The following is a 19,142-nucleotide window of genomic DNA, read 5'->3' on the forward strand; positions in this document are numbered from 1 at the left end:
CTGAAAATACGTTTCAGCCTTGAATTGTATTTTTACCGTTTTTCCCTCGCTCGCAGCTCAGGACATGTAAGTTTATAACTAAACTTTAATCTCTACTTCAACACCACTTGGCAATTCAAGTTTCATTAACGCATCAATAGTTTTTGATGACGAAGAGTAAATATCTAATAATCTCTTATAAGAGCTTAATTGAAATTGTTCTCTTGATTTCTTGTTTACGTGTGGAGAACGTAGTACAGTGAAAATTTTCTTGTGCGTTGGTAATGGAATTGGTCCAGTTACAACAGCTCCAGTGCTTTTTACTGTTTTTACAATCTTATCAGCAGACTTATCCACTAAATTATGATCGTAAGATTTTAATTTTATTCTAATTTTTTGACTCATTTTCTTAGATTTTAAGCTTCAACACCTTTAGCTGCTTTGATAACCTCTTCTGATATATTAGAAGGTGTTTCAGCATAGTGTGAAAATTCCATTGTTGACGTTGCACGACCTGAAGATAATGTTCTTAATGTAGTAACATATCCAAACATCTCAGATAATGGCACAGTAGCTTTCACAGTTTTTGCACCAGCTCTATCACCCATATCACTAACTTGCCCTCTTCTTCTGTTTAAATCTCCAACAATGTCACCCATGTTTTCTTCAGGAGTAATTACCTCAAGTTTCATTATAGGTTCCATGATTACAGCTTTTGCAGCTTTAGCACAGTTTTTAAATCCTAATTTAGCAGCCAACTCAAAAGATAATTGATCAGAATCCACATCGTGGTAAGATCCATCTTTCAAAGTTACTTTCATAGCATCTATTTCGTATCCTGCTAAAGGTCCATTTACCATAGCCATTTTAAATCCTTTCTCAATTGAAGGGATAAATTCCTTAGGAACGTTACCACCCTTAATAATAGATTCGAATTGAAGACCTACTTGACCTTCATCAGCTGGCTCAACCGTAAATACGATATCAGCAAATTTACCACGACCACCAGATTGTTTCTTGTAAACTTCTCTATGATCGGCAGAAGCTGTAATAGCTTCTTTATATTCTACTTGTGGTTGACCTTGGTTAACCTCAACTTTAAATTCACGCTTTAAACGGTCAACAATTACATCTAAGTGAAGCTCACCCATTCCAGAAATAATAGTCTGTCCTGAAGCTTCATCTGAACGTACTGTAAACGTAGGATCTTCTTCAGCTAATTTAGCTAAGCCCATTCCTAATTTATCAACATCAGCCTTAGTCTTAGGTTCAACCGCAATACCAATTACGGGATCAGGGAAGTCCATAGATTCTAATACTATAGGATGTTTTTCAGCTGAAAGTGTATCTCCTGTTTTAATAGATTTAAATCCAACAGCAGCTCCAATATCTCCAGCTTCTATAAAATCAATTGCATTTTGCTTATTAGCATGCATTTGGTAGATACGAGAGATACGTTCCTTTTTACCAGAGCGGTTATTTAAAACATACGAACCTGCATCTAAACGACCAGAATACGCTCTAAAGAATGCTAAACGCCCCACAAAAGGATCAGTAGCAATTTTAAATGCTAAAGCAGCAAACGGTTCCTTTACATCTGGCTTACGTAAAATTTCTTCACCAGAAGCTGGATCAGTACCAACAATACCCTCTTTATCCGTTGGAGAAGGCAAATAACGACATACAGCATCTAACAAGAACTGAACACCTTTATTTTTAAATGCAGAACCACAAATCATTGGAATAATTGCCATATCCATCACAGCAGCTCTAAGTGCAGCATGCACTTCTTCTTCTGTAATTGAATCTTCATCTTCCATGAATTTCTCTAAAAGATCCTCATCATAACCAGCCACTTCTTCTATAAGTAGTGCGCGGTATTTACGAGCTTCTTCTTTCATATCTTCTGGAATATCGATCACATCAAAAGTTGCCCCTTGAGTTTCATCATGCCAAACAATAGCACGATTTTTTACTAAATCGATAATCCCTTTAAAATCTTCTTCGTCACCAATGTTTAAAACGATAGGCACCGCATTAGATTTCAACATATCTTTTACTTGTTGACAAACACCTAAAAAGTCTGATCCTTGACGGTCCATTTTGTTAACAAAACCAATTCTAGGAACTTTATAGTTATCAGCTAGTCTCCAGTTAGTTTCAGATTGAGGCTCAACACCATCAACTGCACTAAACAAGAATACTAAACCGTCAAGTACACGTAAAGAACGATTTACCTCAACCGTAAAATCAACGTGACCCGGTGTGTCAATTATATTAAAGTGATATCCTTTTGTTTCTGGCGTAGGTTCTCCGTTTTCAATTGGAAACCTCCACTCACATGTTGTAGCAGCCGAAGTAATTGTAATACCTCTTTCTTGCTCCTGCTCCATCCAGTCCATTGTAGCAGCACCATCATGTACTTCTCCAATTTTATGTGAAACACCAGTATAATAAAGAATACGCTCTGTAGTAGTAGTTTTTCCTGCATCAATATGTGCAGCAATACCTATATTTCTAGTGAATTTTAAATTTCTTGCCATTTCCTATTAAAATCTAAAGTGAGAGAATGCTTTGTTTGCTTCTGCCATTTTATGAGTATCAACTCTTTTCTTAACAGCCGCTCCTTCTTCTTTGGCTGCTGCTAAAATTTCTGAAGCTAAACGCAATGCCATAGATTTTTCGTTTCTTTTACGTGCATAGCTAATTAGCCATTTCATTGCCGTTGAAACTTTACGATCTGGACGAATTTGCATAGGAATTTGAAATGTAGCACCACCAACACGACGGCTACGTACTTCTACGTGAGGCATCACATTTGATAAAGCATCTTTCCAAATTTCTAAAGCTGTTTTTTCTTCGTCAGTTTTTTTCGAATCTACAATGTCAATAGCATCATAGAATACCTTAAAAGCCACAGACTTTTTACCATCCCACATCATCATATTAACGAAACGAGTTACTAACTGATCGTTAAAACGTGGATCCGGCAAAAGCGGTCTCTTTTTTGCTGCTCTTTTTCTCATGTCTTCTTCTTAAAGTTTTAATTACTTTTTAGGGCGTTTAGCACCATACTTAGATCTACGTTGCGTTCTACCTGAAACACCTGCTGTGTCTAAAGCACCACGTACAATGTGATATCTAACTCCTGGTAAATCTTTTACCCTTCCACCTCTAACCAATACTATCGAGTGCTCTTGTAAATTATGTCCTTCACCACCGATGTATGCATTAACCTCGTTACCGTTTGTTAAACGAACCCTTGCTACCTTACGCATTGCTGAGTTAGGTTTTTTAGGAGTTGTTGTGTAAACACGAGTACACACACCACGTCTTTGCGGACAAGAATCTAAAGCAGCCGATTTACTCTTCTTGGTTATTTTGGCTCTTCCTTTTCTTACTAATTGCGAAATTGTTGGCATATATATTAATATAATTTTTATTACCCTCTTTTTAAGAGGCGTGCAAAGGTAGAGATTAATATTAAAATTTCAAACCCTAAATCATTAATTTTTAAGAGTTTTCAAAAATATTAACTTCCCTTATATTATTAGGTTATATTTTCCGTTAGATTTACAGAAAAAAATTAACCTCCTAAAGTGCGAAAAATAACTTTTCTAGTCCTTTATATATATGTCCTTTTTTCTTTTCAAGGGTTTGGTCAGGAAATTCGGCTTAAAATCTCGGGAAACACAGAAAAAGAAACCAAGGTTTTAGATTCTTTAGGATACAACAAAATACATCCAAACTACAACTCAATCAAACGAGAATTAGACTCTTTACAAAACAAACTAATTAATATTGGCTTTCTTGAGAATGAATTACTCGATATCACAAAAAAAAACGACACTAGTTTTACTTCAAACATTAATTTAAAAAACAAATTCAACACCATATATATATACTACAACAATGAAGAAATTGATAAATCTACCTTAAACTTAATATCTAATGCTGTCCTTGATGATTACTTTGTTTTAAAAATTGCAGACATTGAAAAGGCTTTAACATTTATAAATTCGGAAATTTCAGAAAAAGGCTATCCTTTTTCTAAACTAAAGCTAGTTGATATCACCAATGAACCTAATGCTACTTTAAAAGCTAATTTAGCCCTAGAAACTCCTGATAAAAAAAGAACAATTAACGACATAGTCCTTAAGGGCTATACAAAATTTCCGCAGTCCTATTTAAAGCATTTTTTAAAAATAAAGCCTGACCAAGTTTTTGACCTCAATACTATACAAACCAAAACCACCCAACTCAACAACTTGAAATTTGCAAAAGAATTAAAACCGCCTGAGGTTTTATTTACCAATGACTCTACAACACTTTACCTATATATAGAAAAAACCAAAAGCAATGCTTTTGATGGTTTTTTAGGATTTGGCACCAATGAAGAAACAGGCAAACTACAATTTGACGGGTATTTAAACTTAAATTTAAATAATAATTTGAATTTTGGAGAATCACTTAGGCTATTATATAAAAGTGACGAAAACGACCAACAAACTTTTGAAGCAGATGTATCACTGCCCTATTTATTCAAGTCGCCAATTGGTGTAGATTTATTATTACGAATATTCAGAAGAGACTCTTCGTTTACAACAACCAATCAATCAGCCAAAATTCATTATCAAATCAACCCTAAACACAAAGCCTTTGGAGGCATACTGGCAACAGAATCGAACAACTTACTTTCTAACAATACAAACCAAACCATTACAGACTACAAAACACAATATTACACCTTTGCCTATCAATTTATAAATCCGCAAAACTACAACGCGTTATTTCCAATAAACTCTAAAGTATTTTTAGAAACTGGTTTTGGAGACCGAACCACCGATAACGGTTCGGAAAAACAAACTCAACTTTTATTTGAAGCACATAAAATTTTTAATCTGAACTTAAAAAACAGTTTTTACATAAGACTGAATGGCGCACATTTGATTTCAGACTCGTACTTTGAAAATGAATTAATGCGATTTGGTGGAATTAATTCCATTAGAGGATTTGAAGAAAACAGTTTATACGCCACGCTCTATGGGGTAGTAAATACCGAGTATCGCTACCAAATAAGCAACACCATTTTTATACACTCCATTATTGATGCCGCTTATTTTGAAAACAAAATAATCAATACTGATGAAAAGCTTTTTGGTTACGGCTTTGGTTTCGGGCTATTAACTAAGGCTGGATTATTTAGGTTTAATTATGCAAATGGCAAAACAGAAAATAGCGCCTTCAATTTAAGTAATTCGAAAATTCACATCAGCTTAACTACGAATTTCTAATTTTCCAACTATAAGACAGTCAATATTTTAAACATTTAACAATAATCCTTTTCTTATTAATATTTTTTAACAGTTTTTGATGCAATACTCCTGATTTTTAACTTTTTATTAATACATTTAAGGAGACTAATTCAAATACTTTTAACATGAAAACAAAGTTTAGTAGAATGCTTACGCTACTTTTAGCGTTTGTTGTGCAACTCACATTTGCACAAGAAAAAACTATTACAGGAACAGTTTCTGATGAAGCTGGGCTACCACTGCCTGGCACTACTGTTCTGGTCAAAGGTACTAGTAACGGTACCTCAACAGATTTTGATGGAAATTATTCAATTCAAGCAAATACTGGAGATATTCTAGTTTTTAGTTTTGTTGGATACTCAACCCAAGAAGTTGCGGTTGGTGCATCAAGCACAGTAAATGTATCATTATCAGAAGATGCTGAGTCATTGGAAGAAGTGGTTATTACTGCTCAGGGTATTAAAGCTAAACCAAGATCTCTTAGTTATGCTGTAGAATCTGTAGACTCTGGAGATATTACCAATGCAAGAGAGACCAATGTTGTATCGGCATTAAGCTCAAAGGCTGCTGGTGTTCAAGTAACAACATCTTCTGGTTCTGTAGGTGCTTCGGCAAACATTAGAATTCGTGGTAATACATCTATTACGCGTTCTAATTCACCTTTATTCGTTGTAGATGGTGTTCCAATCAACAATGACTCTTACAGTGAAGATCCAACCCAAAGCAATAACAACTCCAGTTTAGGGGGATCAGATTTCTCAAATAGAGCTATTGACATTAATTCTGCCGATATTGAATCTGTAAATATCCTAAAAGGAATTGCTGCACAAACACTTTATGGTCTGCGTGCTGCTAATGGCGTTGTTCTTATTACAACTAAAAAAGGTAAACAAGGAAAAACAAGAGTCACTTTAACAACTTCGGCAAGTTTCTCTGACATAAACAAAGGACCAGATTTACAAAAAACTTATGCCCAAGGTAGGCATAATCCTGATGGTAGCGGACTTCAATATAGAGGCCCAGAAACTTTTGAAGGAGATTCATGGGGTCCTTTAGTCTCTGGCTTAGAATACGACGGTGATACCTCTTACCCATTTCATAGATATGGGGCGCTCGTGCCAACTGGAACAGGAAACGGAAGAGCTGCTGAAACCTATGATAACTATGATTTTTTCAAAACAGGTGATGTTTTTGATGTTAATTTATCAGCTAGTGGAGGCACAGACAAAGTGAATTATCGCGCTTCCATGGGTAAACTTGTTCAAAATGGTGTAGCGCCTAACGAAGAATTTATAAGAAAGACTTTTAGAGTCGACTTAGAAGCTAAACTTTATGAAGACTTAACCTTAGATGCTTCGGCTCAATATTCAAATTCTGGTGGTTTTAGAGTCCAAAGAGGATCTAATATCTCCGGTGTAATGCTAGGTTTACTGCGTAATACGCCAACCTTTGATATGGGTAATGGAAAAAAAGGACAAGCAGCAGCTGATGATCCTTCATCTTACTTCTACGACATTCCAGGTTCAGAGTTACCTGGACACAGAAGTTACCGTGATGGTATATACAACAACCCCTACTTCACGGTAGCAAGAAACTCAAATACTGACGATGTAAATCGTCTTATCGGAAAAATGGGTTTAACATATGACATTAATGATTGGTTGATATTTAAAACCTCTGCTTCCATTGATAACTGGGCGGATACTAGAAAAATTGGCTTTGATATACTAGATGCCAGTTTTGGCAATGGACGCGTTATTAATGATGTGATCCAAAATCAAGATGTTAACTGGAATGCGTTGCTTTCTGCTTCTAAAGATTTAACTGAAACTCTTGGCCTAACGGCAACTATAGGTTATGACGGATTTTACACCAAGAATAACAGACAAACCGTTATTGGCGATGGCATGGCTATTCCTGGATTCTTCAACCTATCAAATGTTAGCACAACTCAGGCATCAGAAATAACCAATAGAAAAAAACTAATCGGTGCTTTTGCTACAGCCACATTAAGTTTTAATAATATGCTATTTTTAACACCTTCTTTTAGAAATGACTGGACATCTACCTTACCTGAAGGAGATAACACTTTTCAATCGTATTCTTTAGGTGGTAGTTTCATTTTTAGTGAAGTCTTAAACACTAATTTTATTAATTATGGTAAACTAAGGGCATCATATGGTAAATCAGGAAACGACGCCCCAATATATGCAACAGCCACTAATTTTAATGGCACGCTAGCTAGTGGAGATGGCTTTATTCAAAGTGTAACTTTTCCAGCTTATGGCACAGTATCATTTGAAAGAGATGGACGAAAAGGAAATCCTAATCTAGTACCTGAAACAACTACAGAATTTGAAGTTGGTATTGAATTATCCATGTTAGATAGCCGCTTAAAGTTTGACGCTACCTATTACAACAAAGAAACCTCAGATCAGATTGTACCTATTGATGCAGTACCATCATCTGGATTCGTTGAAAGATACACTAACATCGGCCGAATCTCGAATAAGGGTGTAGAATTAACTCTTGGCGGCACTCCGGTAAGAACTGATGATTTTAACTGGGACATCAATGTAAACTTCACCACCTATGAGAACGTTGTTGAAGAATTAACTGAAGGACTTGAAAGTTATGTATTAAATGGATTCTCAGGAACAAGTTCTCGTGCCGTAGCCGGTGAATCTTACGGCTCTATTTATGGTGCTAGATATGCCAGAAATGACGAAGGCACTATTTTAATTGATGACGATGGCTATCCTGCACTAGCAACTACTGACGGCGTTATAGGTGATCCAATTCCAGATTTCTTAATGGGCATAAGTAATACATTCTCTTACAAAAACTTAAGCCTTTCTGTGCTTCTAGACATTAGAGAAGGTGGAGATGTTTGGTGTGGCACCTGTGGTATTCTTGATTATTTTGGTGTTTCAACCGAAACCTTGTTAAGAGATCAATCAACGATATTCGAGGGTATAGTGCAATCAACTGGTGCTCCAAACAATCAAGTAGTACCTTACTCAGACCCTACAATAAGTGAAGGTAACAACTTTTGGAGACGATACGGTTTTGGTGATGTAGATGAAGGCAACGTTCATGACGCCTCTTGGTTCAGGTTAAGAGAAATAACTTTAACCTATAGCTTGCCGAGTAAATTACTCGACGGAACTTTTATTGACGGCGTTTCAATATCAGCTTACGGTAGAAACCTCTACTTAAGTACCAAATACCCGGGCGTTGATCCAGAAACGAACTTAACAGGAGACTCTAATGGTATCGGATTAGATTACTTTAATAACCCAAATACTAAGAGTTACGGCTTTGATATTAAATTAAATTTTTAAAAAACTATGAAAACAATAAAATATATATTAAGTGTTTTAATACTTAGCGCAATGGTGTTTTCATGCACTATCACTAATGTTAATGTAGACCCTGATAACCCATCAGCAGACAAAGTAAATGCGGGTGCTATTTATCCGGGAATGATATCACAAACACATAGAAATTCTGTAGCACTCGTTGGAAGGATTGCTGGACTAATTACACAACAATATGATGGTTTAGACGCCCAACAGATTGCCTATGCTCAATACCTTATTGGTGAAAGTGATATCGATGACCTTTGGGATTTTGGCCTCTATGGAGCAGGGGCATCAAAAGATTGCTTTGTTATAATCTCAAACACTGAAGGTGATGTAAGTGCCTTAGCCAAACTCTATATGGCCGCAAACATGGGAGTAACAACAAGCTGTTGGGGCAATGTTCCTTATTCTGAAGCTTTTCGAGGTGATGGCGAGACTCCGATAGCAAGTCCTACCTATGACGACCAAGAAAGTGTTTATGCTGCTATTCAAAACCTGCTAAGCGAATCTATTGCTGAAGGCGTTGCGTTTGGAATTGGTGAGTTTTATGGCACCGGAGGAGGTGGAGCTGATTGGGTTAAAACAGCTCACGCCTTAAAAGCACGTTATTACATGCATCTGACTTCTGTAAGCTCAAGTGCTGCAGCAAGTGCCTTAGCTGAAGCTGAGCTAGCATTTTCAAGTAGCGCCGAGCAACCCGATTTTGTTTATAGCTTACCAGCCCAAAATGCCAATCCTTTCTACCTGTTTGACAATGATAGACCAAGTACTTTAGGTATAGGTACTACTTTAAAAGAAATGATGGTTGGAGATCCAAGGTTACCGTTATATACTACTGATGGCGAAGATTTCGCTGGTGTTCCTGGTTTATTTTGGGGTCAAGCAGACTCACCTACCCCTTTAATTTCTTATTGGGAAGTTAAATTTATTGAAGCTGAAGCTTTGGTAAGAACTGGTGGAAGTGATACTGATGCGTTACAAGCAATGAAAGATGCTGTGGGAGCAAACATGCAATATATTGGGGTGGACGCAGCAGATATTACAACATATGTAAATGCCTTAACGCTTGCTGGTACCGAAGCAAACAAAATTGAAACAATTATCAATGAAAAGTACAAAGCTTTATACGGTAATGCACCTATTGAAACATGGGTAGACTATAGAAGAACAGGTTTTCCAGCTTTAACACCAAATCCAGATGCACAGTCTTCGTTAAACCCATCTAAAATAATACCTAGAAGGTTTTTATACCCTATTACCGAACGTACAACAAATAAAACAAACTACGATGCAGCCATTTCTGCACAAGGGGGGCATTTATTGGATGTAGATATGTGGGCTTTTCCAAAGTCTGATTAAGTTGACCTCACATTATTACGATTATGTTTAAAAAAAACACCAGTGATTTAATCATTGGTGTTTTTTAATTAACTATGACATCAAGAAAAAAAACACCCTGCACATCCACAACCGTATATCATAATCTGAATGTTAGAAGTAATTTTAAAAACTAGAGCATGCACGGCTTACTAAGCTCTTTTCTTAAAACAAAGTGAGTGAGCAAATAAAGCCACCAGATATCAAGTAAACACCTTCTTTTAATTCCTTAATTCGCTTTTTTTGCTAAGAGAAGATTTTAACTTTAAACCAATAGCCTTCAAGTATATAATTTATTCGCCACTCATCCACCTAATATATCAGCTACCCCTTAAGATCTAACCAGAATAATAAAATTTCACACCAAATTATTAAGCCTTTTATTTAAATTAACTTTGAATGTAACATAAACACGCATTACCAAAGGAAGAAAAACCACTATCACAAACTATCCTTAGTTATTTATCAGAAATAATTAAAATTTAGAAAATCAGTGCTGTTATTTGGTGAATTTATTTCCAATTATAACATTTTTCAAAGTTCTGCGGTTATTTTGCTATTCGCATTTTACATTTTTCTACCAAAACCTTCCATTAGAACTAATCGAAATTCAAAAAATTTAAAGGATATTTTTTGAGAAACTACAAAATCCCAATAAAAAATGCTCTATTTCCTGAAAATTTTCACTTAAACCAATATTTTAACTATTGTTTGTTGTTTTTTTAACTTTTTATTTTCACTTTTGGCATCGACTAATTCAAATAATTATAAAATGAAAACAAAGTTTAGTGGAATTCTAACGCTATTACTAGCGTTTGTTGTGCAACTATCGTTTGCACAAGACAAAACTATTTCAGGAACTGTTTTGGATGATACAGGCTTACCCCTGCCCGGAACAACTGTCTTAGTAAAAGGCACATCAAATGGAACATCAACAGATTTTGATGGAAACTACTCAATACAAGCTAATACTGGTGATGTACTAGTGTATAGTTTTGTTGGGTATTCATCAAAAGAAGTAACAGTTGGTGGTTCAAACACGATTAACGTTACACTGGTGGAAGATGCCGAAGCTCTTGAAGAGGTAGTTGTAACCGCCTTAGGTATCAAAAAAGAACAACGCCAGTTGGCTTATGGTACCAGTCAAGTTAAAGCTGCCGAATTAACACGAGCAAGAGAAGCTAACATTACTAACTCTTTACAAGGTAAAGTTACTGGTGTACAAATTACCAACTCTGGTGGTAACTTAGGTGGATCTTCTAAAGTTATTATCCGTGGTGTTTCTTCACTTTCAGGAAGAAACAATCCGTTATGGATTGTTGATGGCGTTATGATTAATGACTCACAAACAGTTTCTGGAGATGCTAATAGAATTACCGGGAACAGAGATTTTGCCAATGGTGCTTCTGTAATCAATCCTGATGATGTTGAATCTATTAACGTTCTTAAAGGAGCTGCAGCAACGGCGCTTTATGGTTCACGTGCATCAGCAGGTGCTATTGTTGTAACCACAAAACGTGGTAAAGAAGGTGCTGGACCAACAGTGAGCATTAATTCTTCTTTTAGATTTGATAATTTATTCAGAACACCTGACTACCAGCAAGAATACGCCGGAGGTACTGCTGGCAGATTTAATGCAGGTTGGGGTGCCGATTGGGGACCAAGAATAGCTGGTCAAACGGAGGAAAACCTTGCAATTACTGGTGCAACTGGCCCTTTAACTGCAGTAAAAGATAATGGTGTAGGTCATTATTTCCAAACAGGTCAAACAGCAATTAATAACTTTGCTATTTCTGATGGTAGTGAAAAATATGATTACCGTTTAAGTGTAACTAATTTAGATCAACAAGGTGTTTTACCAGGTGCTGAATTAGATAGAATTACCGTAAGTTTAAATTCAGGTGTGAGACACAGTGAAAAACTTGAATCTCGTTTCAATGTTCAGTATACCAAAACAAAAACAAGAGGTACTGGTGCTTCAGGAGCAAATGATCCTAACATTTTTAGTTTATCATCTTTTAGTAGTACAGTAGACCCAAGAAACTATATTCCTTGGAAAGATGCTTCTGGCAATCAAATTAATAAATTATCAGACAATCAAGGTATCGAATCTAATAACCCATATTGGTTACGTTATGAAAACTCAAACAACAGAGATGACGATAGAGTTTTTGGTAATTTCGAAATTACATACAAACCATGGAAAGACTTTGCTTTTACAGGAAGAGTTGGTGCTGATATGTTAGATGATAGAAGACTTATTGAAAACAGCAAAGGAACCGTTGGTAGACTACAAGGTGATTTTGTAAGTGATGAAATTAGACGTTTTGAAGTCACTTCTGACTTTATTGCAAACTATAATAAAAATTTATCTGAAGATTTAAATTTAAATGTCGTTGTCGGTTCACAGTACAATCAACGTATATTCCAAAGACAAACGATTACTGGTGTTAATTTATTAATTCCTGAATTGTTTAGTCCATCTAATGCAGCACAAGTAATTGCAGAAAGAGATTATGCTGAGTCTCGAGTAATTGGTCTTTATGGATCAGCCGAATTAGATTATAAGAACTTTTTAACACTTACCGTTACAGGTAGAAATGACTGGTCTTCAACATTACCTAAAGACAATAATAACTACTTCTACCCTTCTGTTGGTGCTGCGTTTGTATTTACCGATGCGTTTAACCTTGAAAGTAATTGGTTGTCATTTGGTAAGTTACGTGCAAGTTGGGCACAGGTTGGGAATGATACCGCGCCTTATCAATTAGATTTTAGATTTTTACCCGAAGTGACTGCAGATGGTCAATATGGTTTAGATTTAAATTTCCCTATGAATGGTGCCTTAGCTTATCGTGCTACCACTACCATTCCACCAGAAGGCTTAAGACCTGAACAACAAACGTCTTATGAAGTTGGATTGGAAATGAAATTTTTTCAGGGACGATTAGGTTTTGATTTTTCTTACTTTAATACTAGAAATGAGGATCAAATTCTTAATGTACCAATACCTGAGTCTACTGGATTTGGATTTAATACACAAAACGTAGGTCGTGTAGATAATAAAGGTTTTGAAATTGCCTTAGACGCTATACCTGTTCAAGCAGGTGACTTCACTTGGAGAACAAACATCAACTGGTCTAAAGTAGAACAAGAAGTAGTAAGCTTAACGTCTGGTGTAGAAAGAATAACAATTGCCTCTGGTTTTTCTAGTGTACAAGTTATTGCAGAGCCAGGTAAACCATTTCAACTTAGTGCGATTCCTTACCTAAAAGATGAAGCCACAGGTAGACCAATTATTGATCCAAGTACCGGTAGAAGACAAGCTGGCGCCGTTCAATCTTTTGGATCAGTACTTCCAGATTGGACAGCAGGCTGGGTTAACAACTTTAGCTATAAAGGTTTTAACTTATCGGCAACTATAGATGCCAAATGGGGTGGTGTTATGAAATCATCTACTGTTGAAGATTTACAACAACAAGGACTGGTAACTGAAACCTTAAGAAATAGAGAAGGTAGCTTCATTGATACAGCAGGTGTACTTGATAACGGGGATGGTACATTTAGAGAGAACGATGTGCCTGTATTAAACGCAGAAGACTTCTGGGCTAACTCTCTTGATGGTAATGGCGGAAATGTTTCAGAACCTTATATTTTTGACGCCTCTTTTGTTAAGTTTAGAGAATTGGCTATTTCATATACGTTTAACAACAGACAACTAGGTGAAGGTTTCCTACAAGGTCTTACAGTAGGTATAGAAGGAAGAAACTTAGCGTTACTTTACTCTAAAGTGCCACATATTGACCCAGAAGCAAGTTTATTTGGATCTGGTGCTGATGGTTTTGGAGTTGAAAGAGCAAGTGTGCCATCAACAAGAAGTGTTGGTTTCAATGTAAGATTAACGTTTTAATATTTAGATAAAATGAAAAAAATATATTCAATAATAATATTATCAGCAGTTTTTACTCTGAGTTCTATTTACTCATGTAGTGATAACCTTGATATAAATACAGATCCGCTCGCAGCGACATCTGCCGATCCTAATGCTGTTTTACCATTTGTGTTTGGTGAATATACAGCACGGAAAGTGTCTGAATTAGGCACAAGAATTTGTGACGTTTCACAGTACATATCTAACACCTATAACAGTCCTAATAGAGGTGCTGTAAGTGGCACTTTATCAGGAAATACTTGGGGTGTATGGTATGTGGGTATGCTAGGGAATTTATCTTTAGTAAAAGCCGATGCTGCCGCTGCTGGATCTTCAAGTAATAATGTAAATGGTATTGCTACAGCTTTGATGGCAAACACCTTTCTTGAGTTGACTGCCCTTTGGGAAGACGTGCCTTTTACTGAAGCCTTAGACGGGGTTAACTTTCCACAACCTAAATTTGATGATCAAGAGACGGTGTTAAATGGTGTAGTTGATTTATGTGATGAAGCCATGGCTTTAATAGATTCTCACAATACTGATGGTGAATTTCAAATCACACCAGCAAGTGATATGTACTACGGTGGTGATATTGCAAAATGGCGTATTTTTGCTAATTCGTTAAAGTTAAGAGCACTTATGATGCTAAGAAGCGGTGGTGCTAATGTTGATGCAAAAATTAATGAAACATTAGATCAACCGTTAATGACTTCTAATGACCAAACAGCTTATGTTAATTATGTGGGTACACCTGGTGCGCAGAATGCAATGTTGACAATTGTTACTGCATTTTTTGGACCAGATAATGAAAGCCAAAATGTTTTTGGACCTGGAGATCCAATTGATGAGCTTTTAAGTGGTTCTGGGGACCCTAGATGGGATTTATGGGTTGCTAGAAATGATTTAGACGCTCCTGGAAATGACATCTTCCCAGACCCAGAAACTTCTGTTCTAAGCAATAACATCATTAGAGCTGATCTTCCTGACGTTTTAATGTCTCCAGATGAAATTGATTTGTACAAAGCAGAACTTGCATTAGCAGGATTCGCAAAAGCAGGATCTGCTGATACCAATTACAGAAATGGCGTAAGAAACTCTATTAAATGGTGGGGACAAGATATTCCTGGCGTTTTAGCTACAGTTTCTGATGCTGATATTGATGCCTATGTAAATGGATTAGCTGCACCAACAGCTAATGATATCTATAATGAGCAATTTTTAGCGGCGTTTAACAGACCAATTCTAGCATGGAATCATGTAAGAAGAAATAAAATACCTGTCTTAGATCCGCCACCTGCAACTAGTATATCTACCATTTTAAAACGATTTACTTATCCACCAGATGAAATTGGTAACAACCCAAATACACCTGCGAATAAGCAAACAGACGTACCAATGTGGTTTGAAAACTTATAAAAAAATAGAAAACATGAAAAAAATAGTTTATATAATTTTAGTCGCATTAGTAGCAGGATTCTATTCTTGCGAAACTGATTATGATGCTGAAGACCAAGGAATTACCCTTACAGATTTACCAAAATATGTGGCTTTCTACGTTGCTGGTGCCGGTTCAACAATCGCCGATGTTGATGTTGATGCGGGTAGCGATACTGATGATGCTGTTAATGTACAAATACCCGGTGGTACACTTAGCGATGTTACTGTGAATTATACTTTCAGTGGTACAGCAGTATATGGTACAGATTATACTGTTGATGGTGCTTCTAGTACAGGTGGAAGTGTAACCATTGAGTATGGCACCACTCCTAATGTAGATGGATTACCATTTAATGCTGATATTGTTGTAGAAGCCTTGCCTGGAGCAAGTGACTCAACATTAACAATTACCTTATCAAGTGCTTCCAATGCAGAAGGAGAAATTGCTGTAGGAAGGGGTGGTACAGACCTATTAAAAACAGTTAATGTTAATATTACGGCAGCAACTCCATAATACTCATTAATTTCTTTAAATAGTTTTTAAAATCCAGAGAATATTTTTCTCTGGATTTTTTTTTTCCAAAAAAACATGGACTTAAAATCCAGTTTTCGTCTATTTTTACCAAGCCTTTTAGAAGAAAATAATCTAGCCTTTATATATACAACCCTCAATTTCATTTTCTACCTTTGCAATAATGGAAAACCAAACACAAATATTCGGTATAAGAGCTATCATTGAAGCCATTAATTCAGATAAAACCATAGATAAAGTATTTCTTCAAAAAGGATTAAAAGGGGATTTATTTTCGGAACTTGAATCCTTGCTTAACAAGAAATCTATTAACAAATCTTATGTTCCTGTTGAAAAATTAAACAGGCTAACTAACAAGAATCACCAGGGTGCTGTCGCACAAATCTCTCCTATTGAATTTCACAACATGGAGGACTTAGTTCTAAATGTCATAGCATCAGGAAAGACACCATTGTTCTTACTTTTAGACCAACTTAGCGATGTTCGTAATTTTGGAGCTATTATTAGAACTGCCGAGTGTACAGGTGTTGATGGCATTATCATCCAGAAAAAAGGAGGTGCTCCCGTAAATGGAGACACCATAAAAACCAGTGCTGGCGCCGTCTTTAAAATCCCAATTTGCAAGGTTGACCATATTAAAGATGCCGTATTCTTTATGCAAGCTTCAGGAATAAAAGTCATTGCTGCTACCGAAAAAACCAATGACACTATTTATGATGTATCTTTTAAAGAACCATGTGCTATTGTTATGGGCTCTGAAGGGCGTGGAATCAACCCATCTATTATAAAAGTATCTGACAACAAAGCTAAACTACCTCTATTGGGAGACATAGAATCCCTTAATGTTTCCGTGGCGTGTGGGGCTTTTCTTTATGAAGTGTTACGTCAACGCCGTTAATCCTCTTTATTTTCCTTGTAAGTGTAATTAATTACCGGACGTTCTTCCTCGGCTTCTTTGGTTTCTATAAAATTCCCGTTTTCATCAAAATGCTTTAAAAAAGGATCATCATCTTCATTATAATCCTCTTGCTCCCAGGCATACTTTTTGGGCTTAGCAATTTCTTTTCTAAAAATCACAGCAAATAATAAACCTGTTAACAAACCAGCAAGATGGCCTTCCCAAGAGATGCCTTGTTCAATAGGCAAGGTATACCAAATCATACTACCATATAAAAAAACAACCAATAATGACAAAGCTATTAACCTGTAATGCTTAGCAAATACACCTTTAAAGAATGTGAAACTGACTAAAACATAAATTAAACCACTAGCCCCTATATGATAAGACGGTCTTCCAATACACCAAGTGAGCAGACCAGAAAGTATAATACCCCATAGTAATACTTTCCATGCAATAGGTCTATAGAAATAAAATAAAGCCATTGAAAGCACAAATAATGGTATGGTATTGTGATATATATGTTCAATATCACCGTGAACAAAAGGACTCACAAAAATACCTCTTAAGCCCTTTAGCGTTTGTGGATAAATGCCGTATTTACTAAAATTATATCCAAAACGGACTTCAAACCAAAACACCAACCAAATACCAAGTATAAAGAAAATGGGGTAAGCCAGCACTCCTGTTGAAAATTTAAATTGATTGCCATTATCCATTAATCTAAAGATAACAAATAGTTTTCCAACATTTGATTTCGTGCTAAATTGGCAGCTTACATTTATTTAACATTTCCACGCGTAATAAAGTATTCCTTTTATGCTTCACAAGGGAAATAAAGTTAACACCACCTTGCTTTTATTCAACGACAGATAAAAACTTAAATAAATTACTTTAATTTTACAGTTATGAATGCAAATGAACCATTAGCTGAGCGCCTCAGACCAAAAACCTTAGAGGATTATGTTAGCCAAACCCACTTAATTGGTGAGCATGGCTCATTAACCCAACACATTAAACATGGTTTAATTCCCTCTATGATTTTTTGGGGACCTCCCGGCACTGGAAAAACCACTTTGGCCAATATAATAGCCACGGAATCTAAACGCCCATTCTATACTCTAAGTGCCATAAATTCTGGGGTCAAAGACATAAGAGATGTCATCGAAAAAGCGAAGCAAAGTGGCGGTTTGTTTACTACCAAAAACCCCATTCTCTTTATTGATGAAATACATAGGTTCAGCAAATCACAACAGGACTCACTACTACAAGCAGTTGAAAAAGGTTGGATTACGCTAATAGGCGCAACCACAGAGAACCCCAGCTTTGAAGTTATTTCTGCACTTTTATCACGCTGTCAAGTCTATATTCTTAATGCTTTTGACAAGCAAGATTTGGAAACCTTATTAAAGCGAGCAATTACAACTGACGAAGGGCTATCTAAAAAAAACATTGTTCTAAAAGAGACCAATGCCTTACTAAAAATTTCAGGAGGTGATGCCCGAAAATTACTTAACATCTTTGAGCTTATAGTAAACGCTTTTGATAGTGATGATATTGAAATAACTGATGAAATTGTCCTTAAAAAAGTTCAGAATAATACAGTGCGTTATGACAAAACTGGAGAACAACATTACGACATTATATCGGCCTTCATAAAATCCATTCGCGGTAGTGATCCAAATGCAGCTGTTTATTGGTTAGCCCGCATGATTGAAGGTGGTGAGGACGTCAAATTTATTGCCCGTCGATTATTAATAGCGGCAAGCGAAGATATTGGCAATGCCAACCCTACTGCCTTAGTTATTGCTAATAATACATTCCAAGCTGTATCAACCATTGGCTATCCTGAGTCACGAATTATTCTTAGTCAATGTGCTACTTATTTGGCATGTTCACCCAAAAGTAATGCGTCTTATATGGCCATTGGCAATGCCCAAAAGTTAGTCAGGGAAACAGGCGATTTAAGTGTACCATTAGAAATTAGAAATGCCCCAACCAAATTAATGCAAGAACTAGGCTTTGGCGACAATTATAAATACGCTCATAATTACTCAAATAATTTTGCTAATCAAGAATTTCTACCTGAAGACATTAAAAATACAACACTCTATCAACCAGGAAATAATACTCGTGAAAATGCGCACAGAGAATTTCTAAAACAACGATGGAAAGACAAATATGATTATTAATATATTTCGTTTTCCCTAGTGGCCTGTCATTCCATCATAATTGGTCCATAAGCATTATGTACCTTATGACATTTCTTCTTTTGTAGAAAACAGAGTTATGTATTCAATACGAAAAG

13 protein-coding genes are annotated in these 19,142 nt (G+C 36.1%); 8 read left to right on the forward strand and 5 right to left on the reverse strand.

From position 1 onward, the window contains the following. Positions 1 to 78: 78 nt before the first annotated feature. Genes rpsJ through rpsL form a run of 4 tightly spaced genes read right to left on the reverse strand, consistent with a single transcriptional unit; the run spans position 79 to position 3,401 of the window. Positions 79 to 384 carry a 30S ribosomal protein S10 gene (gene rpsJ, locus IE051_RS07975; RefSeq protein WP_007650482.1) on the reverse strand — a complete coding sequence of 102 codons (306 nt, stop codon included), beginning with the start codon at positions 382 to 384 and terminating at the stop codon, positions 79 to 81. An 11-nt stretch (positions 385 to 395) separates the two neighbouring features. After that, entirely contained in the window at positions 396 to 2,522 is a 2,127-nt protein-coding gene (fusA, locus tag IE051_RS07980) for an elongation factor G (protein ID WP_189360248.1), read from the reverse strand. Between the two features lie 6 nt (positions 2,523 to 2,528). Further along, a complete protein-coding gene (gene rpsG, locus IE051_RS07985) occupies positions 2,529 to 3,005 on the reverse strand; it encodes a 30S ribosomal protein S7 (protein WP_189360249.1) in 477 nt (158 codons plus the stop codon). A gap of 21 nt (positions 3,006 to 3,026) precedes the next feature. Beyond that, positions 3,027 to 3,401, reverse strand: a complete 375-nt coding sequence (gene rpsL / locus IE051_RS07990) for a 30S ribosomal protein S12 (protein WP_019386263.1) — start codon at positions 3,399 to 3,401, stop codon at positions 3,027 to 3,029. 177 nt (positions 3,402 to 3,578) lie between these two features. On the opposite strand from rpsL, the gene IE051_RS07995 reads away from it, so the two are divergent. The 7 genes from IE051_RS07995 (at position 3,579) to rlmB (ending at position 16,834) form a co-directional block, all read left to right on the forward strand. After that, positions 3,579 to 5,273, forward strand: a complete 1,695-nt coding sequence (locus tag IE051_RS07995) for a POTRA domain-containing protein (RefSeq protein ID WP_189360250.1) — start codon at positions 3,579 to 3,581, stop codon at positions 5,271 to 5,273. 146 nt (positions 5,274 to 5,419) lie between these two features. Further along, a complete protein-coding gene (locus IE051_RS08000; protein WP_189360251.1) occupies positions 5,420 to 8,638 on the forward strand; it encodes a SusC/RagA family TonB-linked outer membrane protein in 3,219 nt (1,072 codons plus the stop codon). Positions 8,639 to 8,644: 6 nt separating this feature from the next. Further along, positions 8,645 to 10,018 (forward strand): SusD/RagB family nutrient-binding outer membrane lipoprotein, encoded by a 1,374-nt coding sequence (locus IE051_RS08005; RefSeq protein WP_189360252.1) that lies wholly within the window; start codon positions 8,645 to 8,647, stop codon positions 10,016 to 10,018. A gap of 790 nt (positions 10,019 to 10,808) precedes the next feature. Beyond that, positions 10,809 to 13,946, forward strand: coding sequence for a SusC/RagA family TonB-linked outer membrane protein (locus IE051_RS08010; RefSeq protein WP_189360253.1), 3,138 nt, complete (start codon positions 10,809 to 10,811; stop codon positions 13,944 to 13,946). 12 nt (positions 13,947 to 13,958) lie between these two features. Continuing rightward, on the forward strand, positions 13,959 to 15,383 hold the full coding sequence (locus IE051_RS08015) for a SusD/RagB family nutrient-binding outer membrane lipoprotein (RefSeq protein ID WP_189360254.1): 1,425 nt from the start codon (positions 13,959 to 13,961) through the stop codon (positions 15,381 to 15,383). Positions 15,384 to 15,396: 13 nt separating this feature from the next. Further along, complete coding sequence (locus IE051_RS08020) at positions 15,397 to 15,918, forward strand: hypothetical protein (protein ID WP_189360255.1); 522 nt, start codon at positions 15,397 to 15,399, stop codon at positions 15,916 to 15,918. Positions 15,919 to 16,099: 181 nt separating this feature from the next. After that, on the forward strand, positions 16,100 to 16,834 hold the full coding sequence (gene rlmB, locus IE051_RS08025) for a 23S rRNA (guanosine(2251)-2'-O)-methyltransferase RlmB (RefSeq protein ID WP_189360256.1): 735 nt from the start codon (positions 16,100 to 16,102) through the stop codon (positions 16,832 to 16,834). On the opposite strand, the gene IE051_RS08030 is transcribed toward rlmB, so the two are convergent. Then, positions 16,831 to 17,553 (reverse strand): rhomboid family intramembrane serine protease, encoded by a 723-nt coding sequence (locus IE051_RS08030; RefSeq protein WP_189360257.1) that lies wholly within the window; start codon positions 17,551 to 17,553, stop codon positions 16,831 to 16,833. The two genes, rlmB and IE051_RS08030, sit on opposite strands and share 4 nt — an antisense overlap. A 189-nt stretch (positions 17,554 to 17,742) precedes the next feature. Between IE051_RS08030 and IE051_RS08035 the strand changes: the two genes are divergently transcribed. Further along, a complete protein-coding gene (locus tag IE051_RS08035) occupies positions 17,743 to 19,026 on the forward strand; it encodes a replication-associated recombination protein A (protein WP_189360258.1) in 1,284 nt (427 codons plus the stop codon). Positions 19,027 to 19,142: the final 116 nt, after the last annotated feature.

The sequence above is a fragment of the Algibacter mikhailovii genome (genome assembly GCF_014651495.1).
GTDB lineage: Bacteria > Bacteroidota > Bacteroidia > Flavobacteriales > Flavobacteriaceae > Algibacter_E > Algibacter_E mikhailovii.

Excerpts from the sequence above, each read along its gene's own strand:
- rlmB (WP_189360256.1), top strand. The coding sequence starts at position 16,100 with ATGGAAAACCAAACACAAATATTCGGTATAAGAGCTATCATTGAAGCC.
- IE051_RS08005 (WP_189360252.1), top strand. The coding sequence starts at position 8,645 with ATGAAAACAATAAAATATATATTAAGTGTTTTAATACTTAGCGCAATG.
- IE051_RS08020 (WP_189360255.1), top strand. The coding sequence starts at position 15,397 with ATGAAAAAAATAGTTTATATAATTTTAGTCGCATTAGTAGCAGGATTC.
- IE051_RS08035 (WP_189360258.1), top strand. The coding sequence starts at position 17,743 with ATGAATGCAAATGAACCATTAGCTGAGCGCCTCAGACCAAAAACCTTA.
- IE051_RS08015 (WP_189360254.1), top strand. The coding sequence starts at position 13,959 with ATGAAAAAAATATATTCAATAATAATATTATCAGCAGTTTTTACTCTG.
- rpsJ (WP_007650482.1), bottom strand. The coding sequence starts at position 384 with ATGAGTCAAAAAATTAGAATAAAATTAAAATCTTACGATCATAATTTA.
- IE051_RS08030 (WP_189360257.1), bottom strand. The coding sequence starts at position 17,553 with ATGGATAATGGCAATCAATTTAAATTTTCAACAGGAGTGCTGGCTTAC.
- rpsG (WP_189360249.1), bottom strand. The coding sequence starts at position 3,005 with ATGAGAAAAAGAGCAGCAAAAAAGAGACCGCTTTTGCCGGATCCACGT.
- IE051_RS08010 (WP_189360253.1), top strand. The coding sequence starts at position 10,809 with ATGAAAACAAAGTTTAGTGGAATTCTAACGCTATTACTAGCGTTTGTT.
- IE051_RS08000 (WP_189360251.1), top strand. The coding sequence starts at position 5,420 with ATGAAAACAAAGTTTAGTAGAATGCTTACGCTACTTTTAGCGTTTGTT.
- fusA (WP_189360248.1), bottom strand. The coding sequence starts at position 2,522 with ATGGCAAGAAATTTAAAATTCACTAGAAATATAGGTATTGCTGCACAT.
- rpsL (WP_019386263.1), bottom strand. The coding sequence starts at position 3,401 with ATGCCAACAATTTCGCAATTAGTAAGAAAAGGAAGAGCCAAAATAACC.